This is a genomic window from Streptomyces sp. NPDC048255 (assembly GCF_040652415.1).
Taxonomy (GTDB): Bacteria; Actinomycetota; Actinomycetes; order Streptomycetales; family Streptomycetaceae; genus Streptomyces.
Genome location: NZ_JBEZMA010000008.1, coordinates 22,901 through 47,665, shown reverse-complemented (window position 1 = coordinate 47,665; position 24,765 = coordinate 22,901). Strand labels below are relative to the sequence as shown.

Here is a 24,765-nt window from a genome sequence, read left to right as displayed (position 1 = left end):
GCGGCCCCCCTCCGCGGTCACTTTCACGTATTCGAAAAAGATCTGTGAGAAACGCTAACGGGCGCCTGTGACATCCGGGGCGTGTATCAGCCAGTGATACGGGAGAACGGCGGCGCGAAACGGTCTGAGAGAATTGGGGGGTGATCTCTCGTATCGACCTGCGCGGTGACGCCCTCCCCGAGGGCGGCGCCCTGCGCGATCTGCTGCCCCGTGCCGAGTTCGACGTAGAAGCTGCCCTGGAGAAGGTGCGGCCCATCTGCGAGGACGTCCATCATCGTGGCACGGCGGCGCTGATCGAGTACGCGCAGAAGTTCGACGGTGTCGAACTCTCGCAGGTCCGGGTACCCGCGGAGGCCGTCAAGGCTGCCCTGGAGCAGCTGGACCCTGCCGTCCGCGCCGCCCTGGAGGAGTCGATCCGGCGCGCCCGGATCGTGCACCGCAACCAGCGCCGCAGCGAGCACACCACCCAGGTGGTCCCCGGCGGCACGGTGACCGAGAAGTGGGTTCCGGTGGAGCGCGTGGGGCTGTACGCCCCGGGCGGCCGCTCGGTGTACCCGTCCTCCGTCGTCATGAACGTCGTACCGGCGCAGGAGGCGGGCGTCGAGTCGATCGCGCTGGCCTCCCCGCCGCAGAAGGAGTTCGGCGGTCTGCCGCACCCGACGATCCTCGCCGCCTGCGCGCTGCTCGGCGTCGACGAGGTGTACGCGGCCGGCGGGGCCCAGGCCGTCGCGATGTTCGCGTACGGCACGGAAGAGTGCCTGCCGTCCAACATGGTGACCGGCCCCGGCAACATCTGGGTCGCCGCCGCCAAGCGCTACTTCACCGGGAAGATCGGCATCGACACCGAGGCCGGCCCGACCGAGATCGCCGTCCTCGCGGACTCCACGGCCGACCCGGTGCACGTGGCCGCCGACCTGATCAGCCAGGCCGAGCACGACCCGCTGGCCGCCGCCGTCCTCGTCACGGACTCCGCGGAGCTCGCCGACGCCGTCGAGAAGGAGCTGGAGCCGCAGGTCGCCGCCACCAAGCACGTCGAGGACCGGATCAAGCCTGCGCTCGCGGGCAAGCAGTCCGCGATCGTGCTGGTCGACAGCCTGGAGGACGGCCTCAAGGTCGTCGACGCGTACGGCGCCGAGCACCTGGAGATCCAGACCGCCGACGCCGCCGCCTGGGCCGCCCGCGTCCGCAACGCCGGCGCGATCTTCGTCGGCCCCTGGGCCCCGGTCTCCCTCGGCGACTACTGCGCCGGGTCGAACCACGTGCTGCCCACCGGCGGCTGCGCCTGCCACTCCTCCGGCCTGTCCGTGCAGTCCTTCCTGCGCGGCATCCACATCGTCGACTACACGCGCGACGCCCTCGCCGAGGTCACCCACCACGTGGTGACGCTGGCCGAGGCCGAGGACCTGCCCGCGCACGGCGCCGCCCTCAAGGCGCGCTTCGGCTGGAAGGTGCCGACCGTATGACCGACCGTACGACCAGCATCGGTATCGACGACCTCCCCATCCGGGACGAGCTGCGCGGCAAGACCCCGTACGGCGCCCCGCAGCTCGACGTGCCCGTCCAGCTGAACACCAACGAGAACCCGTACGAGCTGCCCGAGCCGCTCGTACGGCGGATCGCCGAGCGCGTCGCGGACGCCGCCCGCACCCTCAACCGCTACCCCGACCGGGACGCGGTCGAGCTGCGCACCCAGCTGGCCGCCTACCTCACCCGTACGGGCAAGCACCCGGTCGCGCGGGAGAACGTATGGGCCGCCAACGGCTCCAACGAGGTCATCCAGCAGCTGCTGCAGACCTTCGGCGGCCCCGGCCGCACCGCGATCGGCTTCGAGCCCTCCTACTCGATGCACGCGCTGATCTCGCGCGGCACCGGCACCGGCTGGATCTCCGGGCCGCGCCGGGAGGACTTCACGATCGACGTGGAGGCGGCGGAGCAGGCCATCGCCGAGAACGCCCCCGACGTCGTCTTCATCACCTCCCCCAACAACCCCACGGGCACCGCGGTCGAGGCCGAGACCGTCCTCGCCCTCTACGAGGCCGCGCAGGCGGCCAAGCCCTCGCTGGTGATCGTGGACGAGGCGTACGTGGAGTTCAGCCACCGCGACTCGCTGCTGCCCCTCATCGAGGGCCGCCCGAACATGGTGGTCTCCCGGACCATGTCCAAGGCCTTCGGCGCCGCCGGGCTGCGCCTGGGCTACCTGGCCGCGCACCCCGCCGTCGTGGACGCCGTCCAGCTGGTGCGCCTGCCGTACCACCTGTCGGCCGTCACCCAGGCGACCGCGCTGGCCGCGCTGGAGCACACCGACACCCTGCTCGGCTACGTCGAGCAGCTCAAGGCCGAGCGCGACCGCCTGGTCGTGGAGCTGCGGGCCATCGGCTACGAGGTCACCGAGTCCGACGCGAACTTCATCCAGTTCGGGAAGTTCGAGGACTCGCACACCGCCTGGCAGAAGATCCTCGACCAGGGCGTCCTGGTCCGTGACAACGGCGTACCGGGCTGGCTGCGGGTCACCGCCGGCACCCCGGCCGAGAACGACGCGTTCCTGGAAGCGGTTCGCGCACTGAAGAAGGAGCAGCACGCATGAGCCGCATCGGACGGGTCGAACGGACCACGAAGGAGACCTCCGTCGTCGTCGAGATAAACCTCGACGGCACCGGCCAGGTCGACGTCTCGACGGGCGTGGGCTTCTACGACCACATGCTCGACCAGCTCGGCCGCCACGGCCTCTTCGACCTCACCGTCAAGACCGACGGCGACCTGCACATCGACACCCACCACACCATCGAGGACACCGCCCTCGCGCTCGGCGCCGCCTTCAAGCAGGCCCTCGGCGACAAGGTGGGCATCTACCGCTTCGGCAACTGCACCGTGCCGCTCGACGAGTCCCTCGCCCAGGTGACCGTCGACCTCTCCGGCCGCCCGTACCTCGTGCACACCGAGCCCGAGAACATGGCGCCGATGATCGGCACCTACGACACGACGATGACCCGGCACATCTTCGAGTCCTTCGTCGCGCAGGCCCAGATCGCGCTGCACATCCACGTCCCGTACGGCCGCAACGCCCACCACATCGTGGAGTGCCAGTTCAAGGCCCTCGCCCGCGCCCTGCGCTACGCCGCCGAGTTCGACCCGCGCGCGGCCGGCATCCTTCCCTCCACGAAGGGCGCCCTCTAACCGTGACCGGGCTCAACACCATCCTCATCGTCCTCGGCCTGTTCCTGGCCGGTGGCGTCTACTCCTTCCAGAAGCAGCAGATGCCCAAGTCGGTCGTCATCCTGCTCGCCATCGGCTCCGCGATGTGCCTCGCCGCCGGAGTCCTGCGGATCCAAGGAATCTGGGAATGAGCGCAGCGCACCCCACCAAGAAGGTCGTGGTCTTCGACTACGGCTTCGGCAACGTCCGCTCCGCCGAGCGCGCCCTCGCGCGCGTCGGCGCGGACGTCGAGATCACCCGCGACTACGACAAGGCCATGGACGCCGACGGACTCCTCGTCCCCGGCGTCGGCGCCTTCTCCGCCTGCATGCAGGGGCTCAAGGACGTCCGCGGCGACTGGATCATCGGCCGCCGGCTCTCCGGAGGCCGCCCGGTCATGGGCATCTGCGTCGGCATGCAGATCCTCTTCGAGCGCGGCATCGAGCACGGCGTCGAGACCGAGGGCCTGGACGAGTGGCCCGGCACGGTCGGCCCGCTCAAGGCCCCGATCGTGCCCCACATGGGCTGGAACACCGTCGAGGCCCCGGCCGACAGCCAGGCCTTCGCGGGGCTGGACGACGACGCCCGGTTCTACTTCGTGCACTCCTACGCGGCGCGCGAGTGGAGCCTGGAAGTCACCAACCCGCTGATCCGCGCCCCCAAGGTCACCTGGGCCACCCACGGCGAGCGCTTCGTCGCGGCGGTGGAGAACGGGCCCCTGTGGGCCACCCAGTTCCACCCCGAGAAGTCCGGAGACGCCGGAGCCCAGCTCCTCACCAACTGGATCGAGACCCTCTGATGACTTCGACGCAGAAGACGCTTGAGCTCCTCCCCGCGGTCGACGTCCGCGACGGACAGGCCGTCCGCCTCGTGCACGGCGTGTCCGGCAGCGAGACCTCCTACGGCTCCCCGCTGGAGGCGGCCCTCGCCTGGCAGCGCGCCGGCGCCGAATGGCTGCACCTCGTCGACCTCGACGCCGCCTTCGGAACCGGGGACAACCGCGCCCTCGTCGCCGAGATCACCGGCGCCATGGACATCAAGGTCGAGCTGTCCGGCGGCATCCGCGACGACGCCTCGCTCGCCGCGGCCCTCGCCACCGGCTGCACCCGCGTCAACCTCGGCACCGCAGCCCTGGAGACCCCCGAGTGGGCCGCCAAGGCCATCGCCGAGCACGGCGACAAGATCGCCATCGGCCTCGACGTCCGCGGCACCACCCTCAAGGGCCGCGGCTGGACCAGCGAGGGCGGCGACCTCTACGAGACCCTCGCCCGCCTGGACTCCGAGGGCTGCGCCCGGTACGTCGTCACGGACATCGGCAAGGACGGCACGCTCACCGGCCCCAACCTGGAGCTGCTGAGGAACGTCTGCGCCGCCACCGACCGGCCCGTCGTCGCCTCCGGAGGCATCTCCTCCCTCGACGACCTGCGCGACCTGTCCGGGCTGGTGCCGCTGGGCGTCGAGGGCGCGATCGTCGGCAAGGCCCTGTACGCCAAGGCCTTCACCCTGGAAGAAGCCCTGAAGGTGGTCTCCGCATGAGCTCCGACGAAGTACGCCGCATCTCGTCCGGCGGCGCCTACGAGGACGTCATCGGCTACTCCCGCGCCGTCCAGCTCCCGAACGGCCTCGTCCTGGTCTCCGGCTGCACCGCGGCCGACGCCAACGGCCCGTACGACCAGGCCGTCGGCGCCTTCGGCGTGGCCTTCAAGGCGCTCGCCCAGGCCGGTCTCGGCCCCGAGCACGTGGTCCGCACCCGGATGTACCTCACCCACGCCCGGGACGTGGACGAGGTGGGCCGCGCCCACAAGGAGCTGTTCGACGCGGTCCGCCCCGCCGCATCCATGATCATCGTCTCCGGCTTCGTCGACCCCAGCATGGTCGTCGAGGTCGAGGTCGAAGCGTACGGAGGTGCGGCATGACCCTGGCCGTACGCGTGATCCCCTGCCTGGACGTGGACAACGGCCGGGTCGTCAAGGGCGTCAACTTCCAGAACCTGCGCGACGCGGGCGACCCGGTGGAGATGGCGAAGCTGTACGACGCCGAGGGCGCCGACGAGCTGACCTTCCTCGACATCACCGCGTCCTCCGGCAACCGCGAGACCACGTACGACGTGGTCCGGCGGACCGCCGAGCAGGTCTTCATCCCGCTGACCGTGGGCGGCGGCGTCCGCACCGCGGACGACGTGGACAAGCTGCTGCGGGCCGGCGCGGACAAGGTGGGCGTGAACACGGCCGCCATCGCCCGCCCCGAGCTCATCCAGGAGATCGCGGAACGCTTCGGCCGGCAGGTGCTCGTCCTGTCCGTCGACGCGCGCCGCACGGCCACCGGCTCCTTCGAGGTCACCACGCACGGCGGCCGCCGGGGCACCGGCATCGACGCCGTCGAGTGGGCCCACCGGGCGGCCGAACTGGGCGCCGGGGAGATCCTGCTGAACTCGATGGACGCCGACGGCACGAAGGACGGCTACGACACCGAGATGATCGCGGCCGTGCGCAAGCACGTCACGGTCCCGGTGATCGCCTCGGGCGGTGCGGGCACGCTCGCGCACTTCCCGCCGGCGATCGCGGCGGGCGCCGACGCGGTGCTCGCGGCCTCGGTGTTCCACTTCGGCGACCTGCGGATCTCAGAGGTCAAGAACGTCCTCCGGGAGGCGGGTCACCCGGTCCGCTGAGGCCGGTCCGCCGAGGCCGTTCCGCGCGCAATTGGCCTGGCGTGCGCCGCCCACCCCCTCCGTCTGGTCCAGACCAATCTGGGGGGGCAGTGGCATGGGTGTGACGGCGTGTGCCGTGACGGCAACGTGCTGCGCCGGCTCGCCGCCTACACCCCCTCGCTGATCGGGGACGGGGTCTACTTCCTCGCCCTCGCCTGGGCGGCGGTGCAGGCGGCCGGGCCGGCCGAGGCGGGGCTGGTCATGGCCGTGGGCGCGGCAGTTGCGCGGCGGCCTGGGCTACATACGGCGGCACGGACTGATCGGCCCGCTGGTGCTCTCCGGCGCGCTCAGCCAGCTCGGCACCTCGGCGCCGATGACGCCGGGGCTGATCCTGCTGGCCGAGGAGCGCGGCTGGGGGCCGGGCGGGATCGGCTGGATCGTGGGCGCGTTCGGGGTGGGTGCGGCGAGCAGTGCGCTCGTGCTGACGCTGGTCCCGCGGTTCCCCGGGCGGGGGCGGTCCAGAACCTCACCCTGGTCATCGACTCCGCCGGCTCCGTCGGCATCGGGGCCCTGGCGCTGGCCCCCGACCTGTCGTCGGCGGTCGCGCTGGCCCTGCAGCGGGACCTCGCCGCCATCGGCCACCACCGAGGTCCGTCCCCGGTCGACATCCTCATCGCGCTGACCGCGCAGCAGCACCGGCTCACGGTGCTGCACGTCGATGACGACTTCGCCGAGATCAGCAAGGTGCGCCCGGGAATCCCCATGATCCGGCTCCAGCCGCGGACCGGCTGACCGCCGGGCGGAGTCCGGCGCAGCGGCCCGCAGCCGGGGAGGCCCGCCAGGGCCGAGCCGTGCAAGGGGCGCGTGAAGGATCAAATGCCCAGTTCGGCCGTCGACAGTTTCGCGACGGCGTCCTTCTCCCCGTCGAGCGTCACAGCGGCAGCGTCCTGGCGGCCGAAGCAGAACAGCGTCAGCTCCCCCGGTTCGCCCGTCACCGTCACCACCGGCGCCCCCTTGTGCGCCACCGCCGTCTGCCCGTTCGGCCGGCGCAGCACCAGGCCCACCGGGGAGCGGCGTCCGGTCAGGCGGGCCAGCTTCTCCAGGCGGGACCACAGGGCGTCCGAGAAGACCGGGTCCAGCTCGCGCGGGGACCAGTCCGGCTGCGCCCGCCGGACGTCTTCCGCGTGGACGAAGAACTCCACCGCGTTCGCGGCCTCGTCGATCTGCTTGAGCGCGTACACCGACAGCTTCGGCGGTCCGGTCCGGATCAACTGGATGAGTTCCTCGTACGGCTTGGCCGTGTACTCCTCCATCGCCTTGTCCAGCCGTGCCTTCAGGACGTTCAGCAGGAGCCCGCCCGCCGCGTCCGGGCGCCGCTCGCGGACCACGACGTGCGCCGCCAGTTCCCGGCAGGTCCAGCCGTCGCACAGTGTCGGCGCCTCCGGGCCGGCCGCCTCCAACAGGTCCGCCAGGAGCAGACGTTCACGCTTCGCATGGGTAGACATGCGCGAAAGCCTACGGCCGGAACCCGCCGCGCGCCTGCCCATCAGGCGGACAGTGATCCGTATCGGGCGATACGGCCCGGCACAATGGCCGCATGAGTACGTCCCCCCGCCCCGGCAGTCTCGATCCCGCCATCGCGGCGCGCCTCAAGCGTTCCGCCGACGGCCTGGTACCGGCCATCGCCCAGCAGTACGACACCGGTGAGGTGCTCATGCTCGGCTGGATGGACGACGAGGCCCTGCACCGCACCCTGACCACCGGACGCTGCACGTACTGGTCACGCAGCCGCCAGGAGTACTGGGTGAAGGGGGACACTTCTGGCCACTTCCAGCACGTGAAGTCCGTCGCCCTGGACTGTGACGCCGACACCGTGCTAGTCAAGGTCGACCAGGTCGGAGCCGCCTGCCACACGGGCGCCCGTACCTGCTTCGACGCCGATGTCCTCTTCCGCGACGCCGACTGAGTAGGGTCCCACGTACATGGATCTCGATACGTTCCGCAAGCTCGCGGTAGACCGCCGGGTCGTTCCCGTGAGCCGCAAGCTGCTGGCCGACGGCGACACCCCCGTGGGGCTCTACCGCAAGCTGGCCGGAGAACGCCCCGGCACCTTCCTGCTGGAATCGGCCGAGAACGGCCGCTCCTGGTCCCGCTACTCCTTCATCGGGGTGCGCAGCGACTCCACCCTGACCGTCCGCGACGGCCAGGCGCACTGGATCGGCACCCCGCCCGTGGGCGTCCCCACCGGCGGTGACCCGCTGGACGCGCTGCGCGCCACCGTGGAGGCCCTGCACACCCCCCGCGACCTCGCGGGCGGCATGCCCCCCTTCACCGGCGGCATGGTCGGCTACCTCGGCTACGACATCGTGCGCCGCCTGGAACGCATCGGCGAGCACACCGCCGACGACCTCGAACTGCCCGAGCTGACCATGCTCCTGACCTCGGACCTGGCGGTCCTGGACCACTGGGACGGCACGGTCCAGCTCATCGCCAACGCGATCAACCACAACGACCTCGACACCGGCGTGGACGAGGCGTACGCGGACGCCGTGGCGCGCCTCGACGCGATGGAGGCGGACCTCGCGCGGCCCGCCCCGTACGTGCCCGCCCCGCTGCCCGCCTCCGAGCTGCCGGAATTCTCCGCGCTGTGGGGCGGCGAGAAGTACCAGGCCGCCGTCGAGGACATCAAGGAGCGGATCCGGGCCGGCGAGGCCTTCCAGGTGGTGCCCTCGCAGCGGTTCGAGACCCCCTGCCAGGCCTCCGCGCTGGACGTCTACCGGGTGCTGCGGGCCACCAACCCGTCCCCGTACATGTACCTCTTCCGCTTCGAGAACGGCTTCGACGTCGTCGGCTCCAGCCCCGAGGCCCTGGTCAAGGTGGAGGACGGGCGGGCCATGGTCCACCCGATCGCGGGCACCCGGCACCGCGGCGCCACCCCGCAGGAGGACCACGACCTCGCCGAGGAACTGCTGGCCGACCCCAAGGAGCGCGCCGAGCACCTGATGCTCGTCGACCTCGGCCGCAACGACCTCGGCCGGGTCTGCGAGCCGGGCTCCGTCGAGGTCGTCGACTTCATGAACATCGAGCGGTACTCGCACGTCATGCACATCGTCTCGACCGTCACCGGCCGGGTCGCCGAGGGGAAGACCGCCTTCGACGTGCTGACCGCCTGCTTCCCGGCCGGCACCCTCTCCGGGGCGCCGAAGCCCCGGGCCATGCAGATCATCGAGGAGCTGGAGCCCTCCCGCCGCGGTCTGTACGGCGGCTGCGTGGGGTACCTGGACTTCGCCGGGGACTCCGACACGGCCATCGCCATCCGCACCGCGCTGCTGCGCGACGGGACGGCGTACGTGCAGGCCGGCGCGGGGGTCGTCGCCGACTCGGTGCCCGAGCTGGAGGACCAGGAGTGCCGCAACAAGGCCGCCGCCGTGCTGCGCGCGGTGGGAGCGGCCAACCGCCTCCACGGCGCGTGAGGGCGTAGGGGATAGTGGGGTACGTGAGCGCCGTACCCCCGTCCCGAAACGATGGAGCCTCCGAGCCCGAGGGCCCGCAGGCTCCCGCCGCCTCCGACAGCCGTGGCAGCCGCCGCAGCGTGGCGATCGCCCTGCTGCTCGGGGCGCTCGGCGCGACCGTCGTCCTGCTCGCCTCCGGTCGGGTCTGGGCCCGGGGCACCGCCGCCGTCGGGGGCGGTGCGCTGCCGCTGACCGCGGACGGGCGGGCCGTCACCGGGCTGCCCGCCGCGCTGGCCATCGTGGGCCTCGCCGCCCTGGTGGCCGTGTTCGCCGTACGCGGCAAGGGCCGGCTGCTGGTCTCCGGCCTGCTCGCGCTGAGCGGGCTGGGCGCGGCGCTGGCCGCCGTCTTCGCCGCCGACGACCGGCGGGCCCTGGACGCGGAGGCCGCCCGTACGACCGCGGACACCGCCGCCCAGGTGGCGGGGCTGACCCACACGGCGTGGCCGTACGTCACGGCCGCCGGCGGGGCCCTGATCCTCGCCGCCGGTCTGCTGGCCCTGTTCTTCGGGCGCGGCTGGCCCGCGATGGGGGGCCGCTACGAGCGTGACGGAAGCCCCCGCAAACGCGCGGCCGCGGCGGTGGATCCGGAACGTCCGGAAGATCTGTGGAAGGCTCTGGACCGCGGCGAGGATCCGACCCGCTGACCCCGTGCGCCGACCGGACCCCCGTGGACGGCGACCGCGCCCGGTGCGGGACAATGAGCACCGAGCGTTCGACACAGAAGACAGAGCAACAAGGAGCAACTCATGGCGGGCACATCACACGGACACACCCCGGCCGCCTGGACCGGTGTCATCATCGCCTTCGTCGGTTTCTGCATCTCGGGTGCCTTCATGGTGCTGGCGAACCAGCTCGGGTTCTGGCTCGGTCTCGGTGTCGTCGTGCTCGGTGGTGTCGTCGGCATGGCGATGAAGGCCGCCGGCATGGGTGCGCCGAAGGCCACCTACACGGACCTCGCCGAGGTCATCGCCGCCAAGAAGGTCCCCGCCAAGGTCTGAGTGCCCGGCCGGCGGGTCCGGCGCAGCCGAAAGGCGCGGCCCCGTCGGGCTGCGCCTTTTGTCATGACCGGAGAGAATCAGCGGGTGGACGCCCCCCGCACCCCCGACGCCGCACCGGCTCCCGGCGGCCCCGCGCCGTCACCCGCCGCGCCGGCCCGCGGCCCTGAGCCGGCCCGCGGCCCTGCGCCGTTCCCCGCCGCGCAGCCCCCCGGCTCGCCGCAGGCCCCCGCCGTGCCCGCGGCGGGCGCCGTACGGGGCCCGGCCCGGAGGCTGGCCGCGCCGGTGCTGGTCCTGGCCGGGGCCGTCGCCGCCTTCGGGTACGTGGGCGCCGTGGACCCGAACGAGCCCGGCCACTACCCGGTCTGCCCGCTCTTCCGGCTGACCGGGGTCCTGTGCCCCGGCTGCGGCGGCCTGCGCAGCGCACACGCGTTCGCCCAGGGCGATCTGATCACAGCTTTCGGGGCAAATGCCCTGGCCGTCGCCGGCTATTTCGTCTTCGCGGGATTCATGGCGCTGTGGCTGTCGCGGGCGGCCCGCGGCGGTCCCGTACCGAAGATCGTCCTGAAGCCGCCGTACTGGTGGGGGATCGGCGCCGTGGCACTGGTTTTCGCCGTGATCCGGAATCTTTCTTTCGGCTCCGCGCTGGCGCCCTGAGCCTGTCAGCAGGCCATATGAAGCCCTGATTCCGAATGTCCAATTACTGGGACGGCGTCAAGCGCGTGCGGAGAGCAAGGCCTCCTGCGGATATCATTTGATTGCTGACCTTGCAGTTGTACGTGTCTGCAAGGCGGCCGACCGTCATCGACCCGGAAGGGGGCCGCTCGCGTGAGTGTGCTCGACGAGATCATCGAAGGGGTCCGCGAAGACCTTGCCGAACGGCAGGCCCGCGTGAGCCTCGACGAGCTCAAGGAGCGTGCCGCCAAGGCGCCCCAGGCCAAGGACGGCGTCGCTGCCCTGCGCGGCGACAGCGTCAAGGTGATCTGCGAGGTCAAGCGTTCCAGCCCCTCCAAGGGCGCGCTGGCCGCGATCGCGGATCCGGCCGGGCTCGCCGCCGACTACGAGGCGGGCGGTGCGGCGGTCATCTCCGTCCTCACCGAGCAGCGTCGTTTCGGCGGCTCGCTGGCCGACCTGGAGGCCGTTCGCGCCCGCGTGGACATCCCGATCCTGCGCAAGGACTTCATCGTCACCGCGTACCAGCTGTGGGAGGCCCGTGCCTACGGCGCCGACCTCGCGCTGCTGATCGTCGCGGCCCTGGAGCAGGAAGCCCTCGTCTCCCTCATCGAGCGGGCCGAGTCCATCGGCCTGACCCCGCTCGTCGAGGTCCACGACGAGGAAGAGGTGGAGCGCGCGGTCGCCGCCGGTGCCAAGATCATCGGCGTCAACGCCCGCAACCTCAAGGACCTCAAGGTCGACCGCTCCACCTTCGAGCGCGTCGTCCCGGAGATCCCCGCCCACATCGTCAAGGTCGCCGAGTCCGGCATCCGCGGGCCGCACGACCTGATCGCCTACGCCAACGAAGGCGCCGACGCCGTCCTCGTCGGGGAGTCCCTGGTCACCGGCCGTGACCCGAAGTCGGCCGTGGCCGACCTCGTCGCCGCCGGCGCCCACCCCGCCCTGCGCCACGGGCGGAGCTGACCCGCACCCATGGCCCACGACCGCTCCTCCGTCCGCACCCGACCGGGCTCCGGCCTGGCCGGCGTGCCGACGGCGCACGCGCCCCTGGCGCGCGGCTGCCGCCCTCGCGGCTGCCGTGCCCCGGCCCGGCGCGTGCACGGGCGGCGGGTCCGGTACGTGATCGGCTCCGAGCCCGGTCAGGTCAACGGCATGCGATGGCGCCGCGGAGGCGCGCTGTAACGAGGAACGCCACGCGGCCCCTGCCGAGGAGCAGGGCGGCCGAGGGCGCTCCCGTACGGCCTGCCGCCCGGGCCGCCGGCTCCGGGCGCGGGTCGCTCCGTACCGTGCGAGTACGCATGCCCCAGCGGGGTGTGCGCGCCACGGGCGGGCGGCGCAATACGGTGAATACCCCCGCCGCACCACGCATCCGTAGGAGTACTGGGCATGTCCAGTGAGTTCTTCATTCCGGACCCGGAGGGTCACGTCCCGAACGCCGAGGGCTACTTCGGCGAGTTCGGCGGCAAGTTCATCCCCGAGGCGCTCGTCGCCGCCGTGGACGAGGTAGCCGTCGAGTACGAGAAGGCCAAGGGCGACCCGGCCTTCGCGGCCGAGCTGAACGACCTGATGGTCAACTACACGGGCCGGCCCAGCGCCCTCACCGAGGTGCCCCGGTTCGCCGAGCACGCCGGCGGTGCGCGGATCTTCCTCAAGCGCGAGGACCTCAACCACACCGGCTCGCACAAGATCAACAACGTGCTGGGCCAGGCGCTGCTCACCAAGCGCATGGGCAAGACCCGCGTCATCGCCGAGACCGGAGCCGGCCAGCACGGCGTCGCCACCGCCACTGCCTGCGCGCTCTTCGGCCTCGACTGCACCATTTACATGGGCGAGATCGACACCCAGCGCCAGGCCCTCAACGTGGCCCGGATGCGCATGCTGGGCGCCGAGGTCATCGCCGTGAAGTCCGGCTCCCGGACCCTCAAGGACGCCATCAACGAGGCGTTCCGCGACTGGGTCGCCAACGTGGACCGGACCCACTACCTCTTCGGCACGGTCGCGGGTCCGCACCCCTTCCCGGCCATGGTCCGCGACTTCCACCGGGTCATCGGCGTCGAGGCCCGCCGCCAGATCATCGAGCGCGCCGGCCGGCTCCCCGACGCCGTCGCGGCCTGCGTCGGCGGCGGCTCCAACGCCATCGGCCTCTTCCACGCCTTCATCCCGGACGCCGGCGTCCGCCTGGTCGGCTTCGAGCCCGCCGGGCACGGCGTCGAGACCGGCGAGCACGCGGCCACGCTGACCGCGGGCGAGCCCGGGATCCTGCACGGCTCCCGCTCGTACGTCCTCCAGGACGAGGAGGGCCAGATCACCGAGCCCTACTCGATCTCGGCCGGACTGGACTACCCGGGCATCGGCCCCGAGCACTCCTACCTCAAGGACTCCGGCCGCGGCGAGTACCGCGCGGTGACCGACGACGCCGCGATGCAGGCCCTGCGCCTGCTCTCCCGCACCGAGGGGATCATTCCGGCCATCGAGTCGGCACACGCCCTCGCGGGCGCCCTCGACCTGGGCAAGGAGCTGGGCAAGGACGGGCTGATCGTGGTCAACCTGTCCGGCCGCGGGGACAAGGACATGGACACGGCGGCCCGCTACTTCGGGCTGTACGACGCTGAAGGGGAGAGCAAGTGAGCACGGGAACCGGCAACATCCAGCTGCTGAGCGACACCCTCGCGAAGGCCAAGTCCGAGAACCGCGCCGCGCTCGTCGCCTACCTCCCGGCGGGCTTCCCGACCGTCGACGGTGCCATCGAGGCGGTCAAGGCCGTCATCGCGGGCGGCGCGGACGTGGTCGAGGTCGGCCTCCCGCACAGCGACCCGGTCCTGGACGGCGCGATCATCCAGACCGCCGACGACATCGCCCTGCGCGGCGGGGTCAAGATCGCCGACGTGATCCGGACGGTCCGCGAGGCGCACGAGGCCACCGGGGCCCCGGTCCTGGTGATGACGTACTGGAACCCCATCGACCGCTACGGCGTGGAGCGGTTCGCCTCCGAGCTGGCCGAGGCGGGCGGCGCCGGCTGCATCCTGCCCGACCTGCCGGTCCAGGAGTCCGCGCTGTGGCGCGAGCACGCGCAGAAGCACGGTCTGGCGACCGTCTTCGTCGTGGCCCCCAGCAGCAAGGACGAGCGCCTGGCCACCATCACGGCGGCCGGTTCCGGCTTCGTCTACGCCGCCTCGCTCATGGGCGTCACCGGCACCCGCGAGTCGGTCGGCAACCAGGCCCAGGACCTCGTGGAGCGCACCCGCGCCACCCCCGGTGCCGGCGGCGGCGGGCTCCCCGTCTGCGTCGGCCTGGGCGTCTCCAACGCCGCGCAGGCCAAGGAAGTGGCGGCCTTCGCCGACGGTGTGATCGTCGGCTCGGCCTTCGTGAAGCTGCTGCTGGACGCGCCGGACCTGCCCGCCGGGCTGACCGCCGTACGGGAACTGGCGGGCGAGCTTGCGGAAGGCGTACGCAGGAGCTGACGCACAGGGGTTCGCCGGGCGGGTTCTGTAGCCCGATCGGGTGGAACTGGGAGCGGGGAGGCACGAGAGTGCCTCCCCGCTTCGTTTGGCCGAACGTGAGCGAGAAGAACGACGGTGCGAACCGCGATGCGACGAAACGATCGGCCCGGGAGCGACTCCAGCTGGAGCGCGAGCGGCAGAAGACCCGGGACAAGCGCCGGCGGACCCTCGTCGTGTCGGCGGCGGTGGTCGGCGTCCTTGCCCTGGCCGCCGTCGTCGGCCTGATCGCGGCCAACGCCGGCAAGAGCGGCGACTCCGCCAAGGACGGCCCGGTGGTCGCCCCCTCCGGGGCCACCGGCAAGGACGCGCTCGCCATCCAGACGGGCAAGGGCGAGGCCAAGTCCACGCTGACGGTGTGGGAGGACTTCCGCTGCCCGGCCTGCAAGGCCTTCGAGGACAACTACCGGGACACCGTCCACGAGCTGGAGGCCAAGGGGCTCCTCAAGGTGGATTACCACCTGGTCACGCTCATCGACGGCAACATGGGCGGCAGCGGCTCCCTCAAGAGCGCGAACGCGGCGGCCTGCGCGCAGGACGCGGGCAAGTTCACCGCGTACCACGACCTGCTCTTCCAGAACCAGCCGCAGGAGGTCGACGACGCCTTCGGCAAGAACGCCAAGCTGCTGGAGCTGGCGGGCAAGGTGGACGGGCTGGACACCCCGGCCTTCCGCAAGTGCGTCGAGGACGGCACCCACAACAGCTGGGTGGGCAAATCGCAGGAGGCCTTCCGGGCCGGCAAGTTCCGGGGCACCCCGACCGTGCTCCTGGACGGCAAGGACATCTTCGCCGACCAGGCCAACCCGCTGACCCCGCAGAAGCTGAAGGAACAGGTGGAGGGCGCGGCGACGGGTTCCGGCGGCGGCAGCGCGAAGGGCACGGACGCGAAGGACGGTGCCGTCTCCCCGAAGGGCGCGGGCAAGGCCTCGCCGTCCGCGAGCACGGGCTCCCGCTCCGGGGCGGTGTCCGGGTCCGGGTCCACGGCAGGGTCAGGGACGGCGTCCGGGGCGAAGGCCTCGCCTTCGTCCGAGCCCTCGGGCAGGGGGGCGAACTCGGCCCCGAAGGCCGGTTCCGGCGGTTCCCCGGAGAACTGAGCGGCGCCTGGGCCGTGTGTGGATTTGGTTTCGTCTTGCCGGGCGGGTTGCGGTCAGCACCGCCCGGCAGGGTAGCGTCATGTCTGCCATGGACATTGCTTACATCCCCAGCCCGTCGACCGGCGTGGTCCACCTCGGACCGATCCCGCTGCGCGGCTACGCGTTCTGCATCATTCTCGGCGTCTTCGTCGCCGTCTGGCTCGGCAACAAGCGGTGGATCGCGCGCGGCGGAAAGCCGGGCACGGTTGCGGACATCGCCGTGTGGGCGGTGCCGTTCGGCCTGGTCGGCGGTCGCCTCTACCACGTGATCACCGACTACCAGCTCTACTTCGGCGAGGGCCGCAACTGGGTCGACGCCCTCAAGATCTGGGAGGGCGGCCTCGGCATCTGGGGAGCGATCGCGCTGGGCGCGGTGGGTGCCTGGATCGGCTGCCGGCTGCGCGGCATCCCGCTGCCGGCCTGGGCGGACGCCCTGGCACCGGGCATCGCCCTGGCCCAGGCCTGCGGCCGCTGGGGCAACTGGTTCAACCAGGAGCTGTACGGCCGCGAGACCGACCTGCCCTGGGCGGTGGAGATCAGCGAGGGCCCGAACCGGATCGCGGGGACCTATCACCCGACCTTCCTGTACGAGTCGCTGTGGTGCGTCGGCGTCGCCGTACTGGTGATCTGGGCCGACCGCCGCTTCAAGCTCGGCCACGGGCGGGCCTTCGCCCTGTACGTCGCCGCGTACTGCGCCGGCCGCGTCTGGATCGAGTACATGCGGGTCGACGAGGCGCACCTCGTCCTGGGCCTGCGGCTGAACGTGTGGACCTCGATCGTGGTCTTCGTGCTGGCCGTGGTCTACCTGGTGCTGTCGGCGAAGCTGCGGCCGGGCCGCGAGGAGGTCGTCGAGCCGGACGCCCCCGGCGGTGCGGGCGACAAGGCCGCGGCCCCGGCCGGGGCCGGCCAGGCCGAGGGCGAGCCCTCGGACACCGCTGCCCCTGCCGATGCGGAGGACAAGGTGAAGGCCTCCGTGCTGACGGAGGGCGAGCCCGCCAAGGCCGACCTGCGCAAGGCGCAGCCGGCCGAGGACGAGGCCCCGGAGCCCGGGAAACTCTGACCGGAACGGTCCGCGAAGGGGGCGCCGCGCACCACGCGGCGCCCCCTTCGCGCTGCCTGGCGGCTCGCGCTGCGTGGCCGCCGCGCCAGAACTCAGGCCCGCCGGCGTTGGAGCCCCGGGAAGCGGCGCCGGGGGGCGCCGAAATCAGCCATCACCGCGTGGCCATGCGCGCGGCGAGCGCAAGGGTGCGGTGCGCGGAGGCGACCACGGCGGGGTCCACGAAACGCCCGTCGGGCAGGGCCAGTGCCCCCGGGGTGGCGCGGGCCGCGGCCAGGACCTCATGGGCCGCGGTGACCTCCGCGGGAGCGGGCAGGTAGGCCCGCTCGATCACCGGCAGCTGGCGGGGATGGATCGCCGCCCGGCCCAGGAAGCCGAGCGAACGCCCCCGCGAGCAGGACGCGGCCAGTGCCTCCAGGTCCCGGATGTCGGGGAAGACGGACTGGGCCGGCGGTGCGAGCCCGGCCGCCCGGGCAGCCACCACCACCCGCGAGCGGCACCAGTCCAGGCCCGTCTCCGCGCTGACGGCCAGATCGGCCCGCAGGTCCGCCTCGCCGAGGGAGAGCCCGCGCAGGGCGGGGTGCGCGCGGGCGATCTCGTACGCGCGCTCCACGCCCAGCGCGGATTCCAGCAGGGCGTACAGGCAGACCCCGCCGGTGCGGTCGGCGACGGCCGCGACCTGCTCCGGGGCGCTGATCTTGGGCAGCCGGAGCCCGGCCAGGCCGCGGCGGCCCGCCAGGGCGGTGAGGTCGACGCCACCCCAGGGGGAGTCCAGGGCGTTCACCCGGACGTGGACGGGGACCGGGGGCCGCTCGGCGAGCAGCTCGGCGGTCGCGGAGCGGGCGTACTCCTTGCGGGAGGCCGGAACAGCGTCCTCCAGGTCCACGATGACCGCGTCGGCCCCGCAGCCCAGGGCCTTGGCCACCACCGCTGGGCGGTCGCCCGGCGCGTACAGCCAGGTCAGGATCACAGCGCCCCCTCGGTACGGAGCGCGGTGATCTCGTCCGGGCTCAGTCCGAGCTCGGTCAGGACCTCCTCGGTGTCCGCGCCGTGCGGGCGGCCCGCCCAGCGGATCGCACCAGGGGTCTCGGAGAGCCGGAAGAGGACGTTCTGCATCCGCAGCGGGCCCAGCTCCGGATCCTCCACCTCGGTGACCGTGTCCAGCGCGGCGAACTGCGGATCGGCCATCACGTCCCGGACGTCGTAGACCTGGGCCACGGCCGCCTCGGCCTCCTCGAAGGCCGCCACCACCTCATCCGCCTTGTGCCGGGCGATCCAGCCCCCGACGGCCTCGTCCAGGACGTGCCCGTGCGCGGCCCGCTGCGCGCCGGACGCGAACCAGGGCTCGTCGATCAGCTCGGGCCGCCCGACCAGCCGCATGACCCGCTCGGCGATGGACTGCGCGGAGGCCGAGACCGCCAGCCAGCGCCCGTCGGCACTGCGGTAGGTGTTGCGGGGCGCGTTGTTGGCGGAGCGGTTGCCGGTGCGCGGCTGGACGTAGCCGAGCTGGTCGTACCAGAGCGGATGGGGGCCCAGCACGGTCAGGATCGGCTCGATGATGGCCAGGTCCACGACCTGCCCGTGCCCGGTGCGGTCCCGGCCGGCGAGGGCGGTCATCACGGCGTACGCGGTGGTCAGCGCGGCGATGGAGTCCGCGAGCCCGAAGGGCGGCAGGGTCGGCGGCCCGTCCGGCTCCCCGGTGATCGCGGCGAAGCCGCTCATCGCCTCGGCGAGGGTGCCGAAGCCGGGGCGGTGCGCGTACGGGCCCTGCTGGCCGAAGGCCGTGACCCGGGCCAGGACCAGCCGCGGGTTGACGGTGGACAGCTCGGGCCAGCCCAGCCCCCACTTCTCCAGGGTGCCGGGGCGGAAGTTCTCGATGACCACGTCGGCGGTGGCGGCGAGGCGCAGCAGGGTGTCCCGGCCGCCCGGCGTGGACAGGTCGAGGGTCATCGTCCGCTTGTTCCGGCCGAGCAGCTTCCACCACAGGCCGATCCCGTCCTTGGCGGGGCCGTGACCGCGGGAGGGGTCGGGGCGGCCGGGATGCTCCACCTTGACGACCTCGGCGCCGAAGTCGCCGAGCAGGGTGGCGGCCAGCGGCCCGGCGAAGAGGGTGGCCAGATCGAGGACGCGCAGCCCGCGCAGGGGCCCGGCGGGGGGCTCGGCCATCAGCGGATGCCCTGCCCGGCCGCGAACGCGACGACCTCGGCGCGGGTCGGCATCGAGTCCTGCGCGCCGGGCCGCTGGACGGACAGCGCGGCGGCGCACGAGGCCCAGGCGAGGGCGCTGTCCACCGGGCGGCCCTCCCCGAGGGCCACGGCGAGGGCTCCGACGAAGGTGTCCCCGGCGGCGGTGGTGTCCACGGCCCGGACCCGCGGGGCGGGCACGGTCAGCGGCTCCCGCCCCCGGGCCGCGTACAGGGAGCCGGCCGCGCCCAGGGTGATCACCACCTCCGGCACCTGCTCCAGGAGCGCCTCGGCCGCGCGGTGCGGGTCGGTGAGCCCGGTCAGGGCGGCCGCCTCGTGCTCGTTGGGGACCAGGAGGTCGGTGGCGGCCAGCAGTTCGGCGGGCAGCGGCTGGGCGGGGGCCGGGGTGAGGACCGTACGGACGCCCCCGTGGGCGCGGGCCGCCCGGGCGCCCGCGAGGACGGCGTCCAGCGGCAGCTCCAGCTGGAGCAGCAGGCAGTCCGCCGCGCCGATCCGGCTGTCGTCACCCGCCTCCAGGCCGGTGACGTGGGCGTTCGCCCCCGGGACGACGATGATGCTGTTGGCGCCCTCGTCGTCCACGGTGATGTGGGCGGTGCCGCTGGCGCCCTCGACGGTGCGCAGGGCCGCCGTGTCGACTCCGGCGGAGGCGAGCGCGGAGCGCAGCCGTACGCCGAAGTCGTCGGCCCCGACCGCCCCGATCATCACCACCTCTCCGCCGCAGCGGGCCGCGGCGACGGCCTGGTTGGCGCCCTTGCCGCCGGGGACCGTGCGGAACGCGCGGCCGGTGACGGTCTCGCCGAGGCGGGGGGCCTTGGGGACGTAGGCGACGAGGTCCATGTTGGTACTGCCGAGCACGGCGATGGCCGTCATGAGCGGGCTGCCTCCTGTGCGGTGAGGTGGGCGAGGGTGTCGAAGCCGATGCCGTCGAAACCGGCGACGGTGGTGGCGAGGCGGTTCTTGAGCGGTGCGGTCCAGCGGTGCGGGAGGTTCCCGGGCGCCCCGGCCAGGATCCCGGCGAGGGCTCCGGCGGTGGCCCCGTTGGAGTCGGTGTCCCAGCCGCCGGACACGGCGCGGCAGATGGAACGGGTGAACTCCCCGTCGGCGTGGGTGAGGGCGGCGGCGATCAGGGCGGTGTTGGGGACGGCGTGCACCCAGTGGTAGTGGCCGTAGCGCGCGTGCAGGGCGTCGACGACGCGGTCGAAGCGGGCCTCCCCGCGGGCCGTCAGGATCCCGAAGCGGACGGCCTCGGCGAGGCGCGAGCCGGGCGGTACGAAGTCCAGCCCGGCCCGGAGCGCGCCGTGGACGTCCGTACGGCCGGTGGCGGCCTCGGCGGTGGCGGCGGCGACGAAGAGGGCGGCGTAGACGCCGTTGCCGGTGTGGGTCAGGGCGGCGTCGCGGTAGGCCTGGGCCGCGGCGGCGGCCGGGTCGCCGGGGTGGGTCCAGCCGTGCACGTCGGCGCGGATGAGGGCGCCGATCCATTCGCGGAACGGGTTGTGGTGGGTGGCGGTGGCGGGCGGCTCCAGCCCGAGGAGGAGGTTGCGGTACGCGACGCGCTCGGCGGTGAAGGTCCGCCCGGCCGGCAGTTCGTCGAGCCAGAGCCGGGCCACGTCGGCGGTGGTGAAGCCCTTGCCGTGCCGCTGGAGCAGGAGCAGGCCGAGGAGGGGGTAGTTGAGGTCGTCGTCCTCGGGCATGCCGTCGATGTTCTCGGCGAGGGAGGTGGGGGCGGAGCGGCGGTTCCAGGGGTGCGCGGCCAGGAGCTCCGGCGGGACGCCGCGTTCGCTGAACCAGTCGTCCAGCGGCCAGTTGCCGGCGGCGCGGGCCAGGTCGCGGATGGCGTGCAGCGGCAGCTTCTCGACGGGCTTGCCGAGCAGGCACCCGACGGCCCGGCCGAGCCATGCGGCTTCCAGCCGGGCCCGCAGCTCCACGGCCGCCGGCTGCGCGCCGAGGCGGCCGGCGGCGCGCGGCCCGTCGGGCCGGGCCGGGCCGTCCGGACCGGCCGCCGTCGCCGCCCTTGCCGCGGCGTCCGAGCCGGCTGCGCCGTCCGGGCCGGTTGCCCCGTCCGGGCCGGCCGTTCTCGTTGCCCCGGCTGCCCTTGCCGCGCCGCCCGCGTCGCCTGTCCCGGGCGCGCCGGCTGCGGCGTCCGGGCCGGCTGCGGCGGCTGGGCCGGCCATCCTCGCTGCCCCGGCTTCCCCGGCCGCGCGGGCGCCGGTGTGCAGAGCCGGGCCGTCCGGGCCTGCCGGGCCGGCCGGGCCGGCTGCGGCGTCCGGGCCGGCTGGGCCGGCCGTCCTCGCCGCCCCGGCTGCCCCGGCCGTGCCGGCCGCGCGGGGGCCGGGGTGCCGGGTCGGGCCGTCCGGGCCGTTCACGTCGGCTTCCCCGGCTGCTCCGTCCGCGCGGGGGCCGGTGGGCCGGGCCGTGCCGTCCGCCCTGGCCGCCATGGCTGCGGCTGCCTCGGGCGCCCTCGCTGCCCCGGCCGTTCCGGGTGCTGCGGGCTCCTGCTGCGGGTGGGATGCCGCGCCGTCGGTCCAGGGGTCCGGCGGGCCGAGGTCCGGTCCGGGGGTCTGTGGGTCGGCGGGGGAAGGCCAGGTGGCGCGTACGGCCTCCCAGGACCGTGGTTCGGCGGCGGCCAGCGGGGACGGCACGGCCGCGAGCTCGTCCAGCAGGCGGCAGGCCAGGGCTCGCAGCTCCGGGTCCGCCGGGCCCGGGGAGGCGCCGGCCCGCTCGGGCGCGAGGTGCCCGCCCGCGGCGAGCCAGACCCGCAGGGCGGGGCCCGGGTCGCGCCCGTCCTCGGCGGCCTGCCGCAACTCGTGCCCGATCAGGTCCTCGGGCTGCGCCCAGGTCACCCGCAGGAGCACGTCGCCACCGGCAGCGGCATCGCCGCCGGTCCCGGAACCCGCACCGGTCGGGACGGGGCCAGCCCCGGCGTTGGTCGCCGGGCCTGTGGCCGGGGCGGCTGCCGGGGGACCCGAGTGGCTCGCCGGGCGGGGCCTCGGGTCCCTTCCGGTGTCGGTTCGAGGGCCGGGCCCTGTGGTGGTTCCCGCGGGGGTCGCCGGGCGCGTGCCCGGGCTCGGGTCGGTTGCCGGGCGGGGCCTCGGGTCCGTTCCGGTGTCGGTTCGAGGGCCGGGCCCTGTGGTGGTTCCCGCGGGGGTCGCCGGGCGCGTGCCCGGGCCGGTCGCCGGGCGGGGCTCCGGGGCCGTGCCGGTGTCGGTTCGAGGGGCAGGCCTTGCGGGGGTTCCCGGGCGGGTGCCCGGGGTGCGGGGCTCCGGGGGCGGTCCGGGGAGGTCGGGTGGGGTCATCGGGGGGCCGAGATTGCGGTGAAGGCCGACTCGTGGGCCTCGCGGCGGGCCAGGTCGAGGGTGAAGACCTCCCGGGCCACCGCGGCCAGCGCCGCGGCCGGGGCGTGCAGGTCGAGGCGGCTGGCCTCGGCCACCTGCTTGGCCCAGGCCGCCGGGACCGCGTCCTCGCCGCCGAGCGCTCCGGCGATCGCCCCGGCCATGGTGGCGACGGAGTCGCAGTCCCGGCCGTAGTTGACCGCCCCGAGCACGGAGGTCTCGTAGGCCCCGTCCGCGATCAGCAGCATGCCGAGCGCGATCGGCAGCTCCTCGATGGAGTGCAGCCGCGAGGGGCGGCGGGCGCCCAGCGAGGGGTTGCGGTAGTCCGGGCCGACCGAGTCGTACGGGGTCACCGCCGCCCGCAGCGGAGCCAGCGCCGACTCGAAGTCCCGGTGTCCGGCGGCCACTTCGGCGACGGCGGCGATGGCCGTGCGGGTGCCGTCCTTGGCCAGGGACAGGGCCGTGTCCACCACCGAGGCGGCCGTAGCCCCCGGCACGCACGCGGCCGCCACCGCCGCCGCGAACACGCCCGCCGCCTCCCGCCCGTACGAGGACTGGTGCGCGCCGGCCACGTCCAGCGCCTCCGCGTACGCCCCCGCCGGATTGCCCGCGTTGACGAGGCCCACGGGCGCCATGTACATCGCGGCGCCGCAGTTGACGATGTTGCCGCTGCCGGCCTCGCGGGGGTCGGCGTGCGCGTAGTGCAGCCGGGTCACGATCCACTTCTCGGCGAGGAAGATCCGCTGGAGCGGCAGGGCCTCGGCTTCGAGCTCCGGGATCCAGCGCGGGTTGGTCATCAGGTCCGGGACCAGGTGGTCGGCGACCGCGTACGCGTCCAGGTGGTCCCGTACGGTCTCGTAGACCCGTACCAGCGCGTGGGTCATGAGGGTGTCATCGGTGACGTGGCCATCTCCCTTGTGGTACGGGGCGATCGGGCGGGCCGTGCGCCAGTCCTCGTGCCAGGGGCCGACGATGCCGTGGATGCGGCCGCCGTGCCGTTCCACGATCTGGTCCGGGGTCCAGCCCTCCACCGGGCCGCCGAGCGCGTCGCCGACGGCGGCTCCGACGAGGGCGCCTGCTACCCGGTCCTCCAACGTGAGCGTCATGTCCGAATCATCCCTTGGGTGAGGTGAGTTCCGTGCGCGTCAGGAGCGCGGCGAGTTCCACGAGGTCGGTGCCGGCGAGGCGGGGGAGGGCGCAGCCGGAGAGGGTGCGGCAGGCCTCGCGCCAGGCGGCGGGGATAGAGTCGCCGCCACCGAGGGCGCCGGTGAGCGCGCCGGCGAGGGCGGGGGCGGAGTCGGCGACGCGGGACAGGCAGGCCGCGGCCGGGACGGCCTCGGTCACCTTGCCCCGGGCGGCGGTCGCGAGGGCGAGGGCCACGGGCACGGTCTCGGCGGCGGCGATTCCGTAGCTGTACACGTGGTCCACGATCTCGTGCTCAAGGGTGGGAACGATGGCGAACGCCCCGCCTTCCCCACTCGTCCGGGCGAGTTTGACGGCATGGCGCGCGTTGCGGCCGATCTCCGTGCTCTCGGGGAGCTGTTCGAGGGCGGCGTCGACCGCGGCGTCGACGTCCGAGCCGGCGAGGGCGGTCGCGATGGCGGCGGCCATGGCGCGGGCGCCGTGGACGCCGTCGCCGTCCTGGGTGTAGCGGGCGTCGAACTCGGCGAGATCGGCCGCCGCGTGGGCGTCGCCGGGGTGGACGACGGCGAGGACGCACGCCCGGATGCAGGCGGCGTCGTCGAAGTAGTGCGGGTTGTCGTGGCCGGTGGCGGGCGGGCGCAGGCCGGTGGCGAGGTTGCCGAGGCCGGCGCGGACGGAGATCCGGGCGCGGAGGGGGAGCACGGCGGACTCGACCTCGGGCGCGCGTTCCGCCGCGGCGGCGACCTCGGAGGCGAGGGCGTTCCAGGCGAGGTCGATGGCGGCCCGCATGCGGCGGGACCGGGACAGGTCGCTGAGCAGCACGCCGGCGGCGGTGAGTACGGATTCGGCGACGAAGGCGGCCCATTCGGCGTCGTCGCTCGGGCCGAGGCGCAGGGGCTCGGGGGGCTGGTTGAGGGCGATGGGGACGGGGAGGGTGGTGGTGGCGTTCTGCTCGGCGAAGGTGTCGAGCTCGCGGGTGAGGCGGCGGGTCCACTCGGGCATCCGGCTGGCCCGGTGCCGGGCGGCGGGCCAGCCTGCCGCGTCGCCTGCGGCGAGCCCGAGGAGCAGCCCCTCGATCCGCCGGGCCCCTGCCGGTGCCCCTGCGGGGGGCTCGGCGGGGTTCCGGGCGGCCCGGCCGGCGGCTGCACGGGCCCTGGCGGGGGCGGGGTCGCCCAGGCCGGCGAGGTGGTCCGGGGCCTGGACTGCGGCTGTACGGGTCCCCGTGCGGGTGGTGTCGGCTGGGGCGGCGAGGTGGTCCGGGGCCTGGACTGCGGCTGTACGTGTTCCCGTGCGGGTGGTGTCGGCTGGGGCGGCGAGGTGGTCCGGGGCCGGGACTGCGGCTGTACGTGTCCCCGTGCGGGTGGTGTCGGCTGGGGCGGCG

27 protein-coding genes are annotated in these 24,765 nt (G+C 73.7%); 20 read left to right on the top strand and 7 right to left on the bottom strand.

Annotated elements, in window-relative coordinates; translation table 11 throughout:
* The first annotated feature begins 140 nt into the window (after positions 1 to 140).
* The 9 genes from hisD (at position 141) to AB0D94_RS09665 (ending at position 6,631) form a co-directional block, all read left to right on the top strand.
* Complete coding sequence (hisD, locus tag AB0D94_RS09705; protein ID WP_362048259.1) at positions 141 to 1,463, top strand: histidinol dehydrogenase; 1,323 nt, start codon at positions 141 to 143, stop codon at positions 1,461 to 1,463.
* A complete protein-coding gene (locus AB0D94_RS09700; RefSeq protein ID WP_362048256.1) occupies positions 1,460 to 2,584 on the top strand; it encodes a histidinol-phosphate transaminase in 1,125 nt (374 codons plus the stop codon). Before hisD ends, AB0D94_RS09700 begins: the two co-directional genes overlap by 4 nt.
* Positions 2,581 to 3,174 (top strand): imidazoleglycerol-phosphate dehydratase HisB, encoded by a 594-nt coding sequence (hisB, locus tag AB0D94_RS09695; protein WP_326591415.1) that lies wholly within the window; start codon positions 2,581 to 2,583, stop codon positions 3,172 to 3,174. Before AB0D94_RS09700 ends, hisB begins: the two co-directional genes overlap by 4 nt.
* A 2-nt stretch (positions 3,175 to 3,176) precedes the next feature.
* On the top strand, positions 3,177 to 3,344 hold the full coding sequence (locus tag AB0D94_RS09690; protein WP_362048253.1) for a hypothetical protein: 168 nt from the start codon (positions 3,177 to 3,179) through the stop codon (positions 3,342 to 3,344).
* Complete coding sequence (gene hisH / locus AB0D94_RS09685; protein ID WP_362048250.1) at positions 3,341 to 3,991, top strand: imidazole glycerol phosphate synthase subunit HisH; 651 nt, start codon at positions 3,341 to 3,343, stop codon at positions 3,989 to 3,991. The genes AB0D94_RS09690 and hisH overlap by 4 nt, the downstream gene beginning before the upstream one ends.
* On the top strand, positions 3,991 to 4,728 hold the full coding sequence (gene priA / locus AB0D94_RS09680; RefSeq protein WP_362048247.1) for a bifunctional 1-(5-phosphoribosyl)-5-((5-phosphoribosylamino)methylideneamino)imidazole-4-carboxamide isomerase/phosphoribosylanthranilate isomerase PriA: 738 nt from the start codon (positions 3,991 to 3,993) through the stop codon (positions 4,726 to 4,728). Before hisH ends, priA begins: the two co-directional genes overlap by 1 nt.
* Positions 4,725 to 5,108 (top strand): RidA family protein, encoded by a 384-nt coding sequence (locus AB0D94_RS09675; protein WP_362048244.1) that lies wholly within the window; start codon positions 4,725 to 4,727, stop codon positions 5,106 to 5,108. Before priA ends, AB0D94_RS09675 begins: the two co-directional genes overlap by 4 nt.
* Positions 5,105 to 5,860 (top strand): imidazole glycerol phosphate synthase subunit HisF, encoded by a 756-nt coding sequence (hisF, locus tag AB0D94_RS09670; protein WP_362048241.1) that lies wholly within the window; start codon positions 5,105 to 5,107, stop codon positions 5,858 to 5,860. The genes AB0D94_RS09675 and hisF overlap by 4 nt, the downstream gene beginning before the upstream one ends.
* Positions 5,861 to 5,968: 108 nt before the next feature.
* Entirely contained in the window at positions 5,969 to 6,631 is a 663-nt protein-coding gene (locus AB0D94_RS09665) for a hypothetical protein (protein ID WP_362048238.1), read from the top strand.
* A gap of 80 nt (positions 6,632 to 6,711) precedes the next feature.
* On the opposite strand, the gene AB0D94_RS09660 is transcribed toward AB0D94_RS09665, so the two are convergent.
* A complete protein-coding gene (locus AB0D94_RS09660; protein ID WP_362048235.1) occupies positions 6,712 to 7,344 on the bottom strand; it encodes a TIGR03085 family metal-binding protein in 633 nt (210 codons plus the stop codon).
* A 92-nt stretch (positions 7,345 to 7,436) separates the two neighbouring features.
* Here AB0D94_RS09660 and hisI point away from each other — a divergent pair, with 92 nt between their 5' ends.
* The 11 genes from hisI (at position 7,437) to lgt (ending at position 16,711) form a co-directional block, all read left to right on the top strand.
* Positions 7,437 to 7,805 carry a phosphoribosyl-AMP cyclohydrolase gene (hisI, locus tag AB0D94_RS09655; RefSeq protein ID WP_266937140.1) on the top strand — a complete coding sequence of 123 codons (369 nt, stop codon included), beginning with the start codon at positions 7,437 to 7,439 and terminating at the stop codon, positions 7,803 to 7,805.
* A gap of 16 nt (positions 7,806 to 7,821) precedes the next feature.
* Positions 7,822 to 9,312, top strand: coding sequence for an anthranilate synthase component I (locus AB0D94_RS09650; RefSeq protein ID WP_362048230.1), 1,491 nt, complete (start codon positions 7,822 to 7,824; stop codon positions 9,310 to 9,312).
* Positions 9,313 to 9,335: 23 nt separating this feature from the next.
* Complete coding sequence (locus AB0D94_RS09645) at positions 9,336 to 9,995, top strand: TIGR02234 family membrane protein (protein ID WP_362048227.1); 660 nt, start codon at positions 9,336 to 9,338, stop codon at positions 9,993 to 9,995.
* A 102-nt stretch (positions 9,996 to 10,097) separates the two neighbouring features.
* Positions 10,098 to 10,349, top strand: coding sequence for an HGxxPAAW family protein (locus AB0D94_RS09640; protein WP_362048224.1), 252 nt, complete (start codon positions 10,098 to 10,100; stop codon positions 10,347 to 10,349).
* Between the two features lie 63 nt (positions 10,350 to 10,412).
* On the top strand, positions 10,413 to 11,003 hold the full coding sequence (locus tag AB0D94_RS09635; RefSeq protein ID WP_362048221.1) for a DUF2752 domain-containing protein: 591 nt from the start codon (positions 10,413 to 10,415) through the stop codon (positions 11,001 to 11,003).
* 171 nt (positions 11,004 to 11,174) lie between these two features.
* Positions 11,175 to 11,984, top strand: a complete 810-nt coding sequence (gene trpC / locus AB0D94_RS09630) for an indole-3-glycerol phosphate synthase TrpC (protein ID WP_031148320.1) — start codon at positions 11,175 to 11,177, stop codon at positions 11,982 to 11,984.
* A 9-nt stretch (positions 11,985 to 11,993) separates the two neighbouring features.
* The gene (locus AB0D94_RS09625; protein WP_362048217.1) at positions 11,994 to 12,203 is read left to right on the top strand and encodes a tryptophan synthase subunit(beta); all 210 of its coding nucleotides are present in this window, start codon (positions 11,994 to 11,996) and stop codon (positions 12,201 to 12,203) included.
* A 204-nt stretch (positions 12,204 to 12,407) separates the two neighbouring features.
* Positions 12,408 to 13,649 carry a tryptophan synthase subunit beta gene (trpB, locus tag AB0D94_RS09620; RefSeq protein WP_362048214.1) on the top strand — a complete coding sequence of 414 codons (1,242 nt, stop codon included), beginning with the start codon at positions 12,408 to 12,410 and terminating at the stop codon, positions 13,647 to 13,649.
* A complete protein-coding gene (trpA, locus tag AB0D94_RS09615; RefSeq protein ID WP_362048211.1) occupies positions 13,646 to 14,482 on the top strand; it encodes a tryptophan synthase subunit alpha in 837 nt (278 codons plus the stop codon). The genes trpB and trpA overlap by 4 nt, the downstream gene beginning before the upstream one ends.
* A gap of 95 nt (positions 14,483 to 14,577) precedes the next feature.
* On the top strand, positions 14,578 to 15,612 hold the full coding sequence (locus AB0D94_RS09610; RefSeq protein WP_362048208.1) for a thioredoxin domain-containing protein: 1,035 nt from the start codon (positions 14,578 to 14,580) through the stop codon (positions 15,610 to 15,612).
* 88 nt (positions 15,613 to 15,700) lie between these two features.
* Complete coding sequence (lgt, locus tag AB0D94_RS09605; protein ID WP_362048205.1) at positions 15,701 to 16,711, top strand: prolipoprotein diacylglyceryl transferase; 1,011 nt, start codon at positions 15,701 to 15,703, stop codon at positions 16,709 to 16,711.
* A 151-nt stretch (positions 16,712 to 16,862) separates the two neighbouring features.
* Here the strand turns inward: lgt and AB0D94_RS09600 are convergent, their stop codons facing one another.
* The 6 genes from AB0D94_RS09600 to AB0D94_RS09575 form a co-directional block, all read right to left on the bottom strand.
* Positions 16,863 to 17,678, bottom strand: a complete 816-nt coding sequence (locus AB0D94_RS09600; protein WP_362048202.1) for a CoA ester lyase — start codon at positions 17,676 to 17,678, stop codon at positions 16,863 to 16,865.
* Complete coding sequence (locus AB0D94_RS09595; RefSeq protein ID WP_362048199.1) at positions 17,675 to 18,874, bottom strand: CoA transferase; 1,200 nt, start codon at positions 18,872 to 18,874, stop codon at positions 17,675 to 17,677. The genes AB0D94_RS09600 and AB0D94_RS09595 overlap by 4 nt, the downstream gene beginning before the upstream one ends.
* Complete coding sequence (gene rbsK, locus AB0D94_RS09590) at positions 18,874 to 19,782, bottom strand: ribokinase (protein WP_362048196.1); 909 nt, start codon at positions 19,780 to 19,782, stop codon at positions 18,874 to 18,876. Before rbsK ends, AB0D94_RS09595 begins: the two co-directional genes overlap by 1 nt.
* Positions 19,779 to 21,083 carry an ADP-ribosylglycohydrolase family protein gene (locus tag AB0D94_RS09585; RefSeq protein ID WP_362048596.1) on the bottom strand — a complete coding sequence of 435 codons (1,305 nt, stop codon included), beginning with the start codon at positions 21,081 to 21,083 and terminating at the stop codon, positions 19,779 to 19,781. The genes rbsK and AB0D94_RS09585 overlap by 4 nt, the downstream gene beginning before the upstream one ends.
* A gap of 1,118 nt (positions 21,084 to 22,201) precedes the next feature.
* On the bottom strand, positions 22,202 to 23,347 hold the full coding sequence (locus AB0D94_RS09580) for an ADP-ribosylglycohydrolase family protein (RefSeq protein ID WP_362048193.1): 1,146 nt from the start codon (positions 23,345 to 23,347) through the stop codon (positions 22,202 to 22,204).
* 7 nt (positions 23,348 to 23,354) lie between these two features.
* Entirely contained in the window at positions 23,355 to 24,560 is a 1,206-nt protein-coding gene (locus tag AB0D94_RS09575) for an ADP-ribosylglycohydrolase family protein (protein WP_362048593.1), read from the bottom strand.
* Positions 24,561 to 24,765 lie beyond the last annotated feature (205 nt).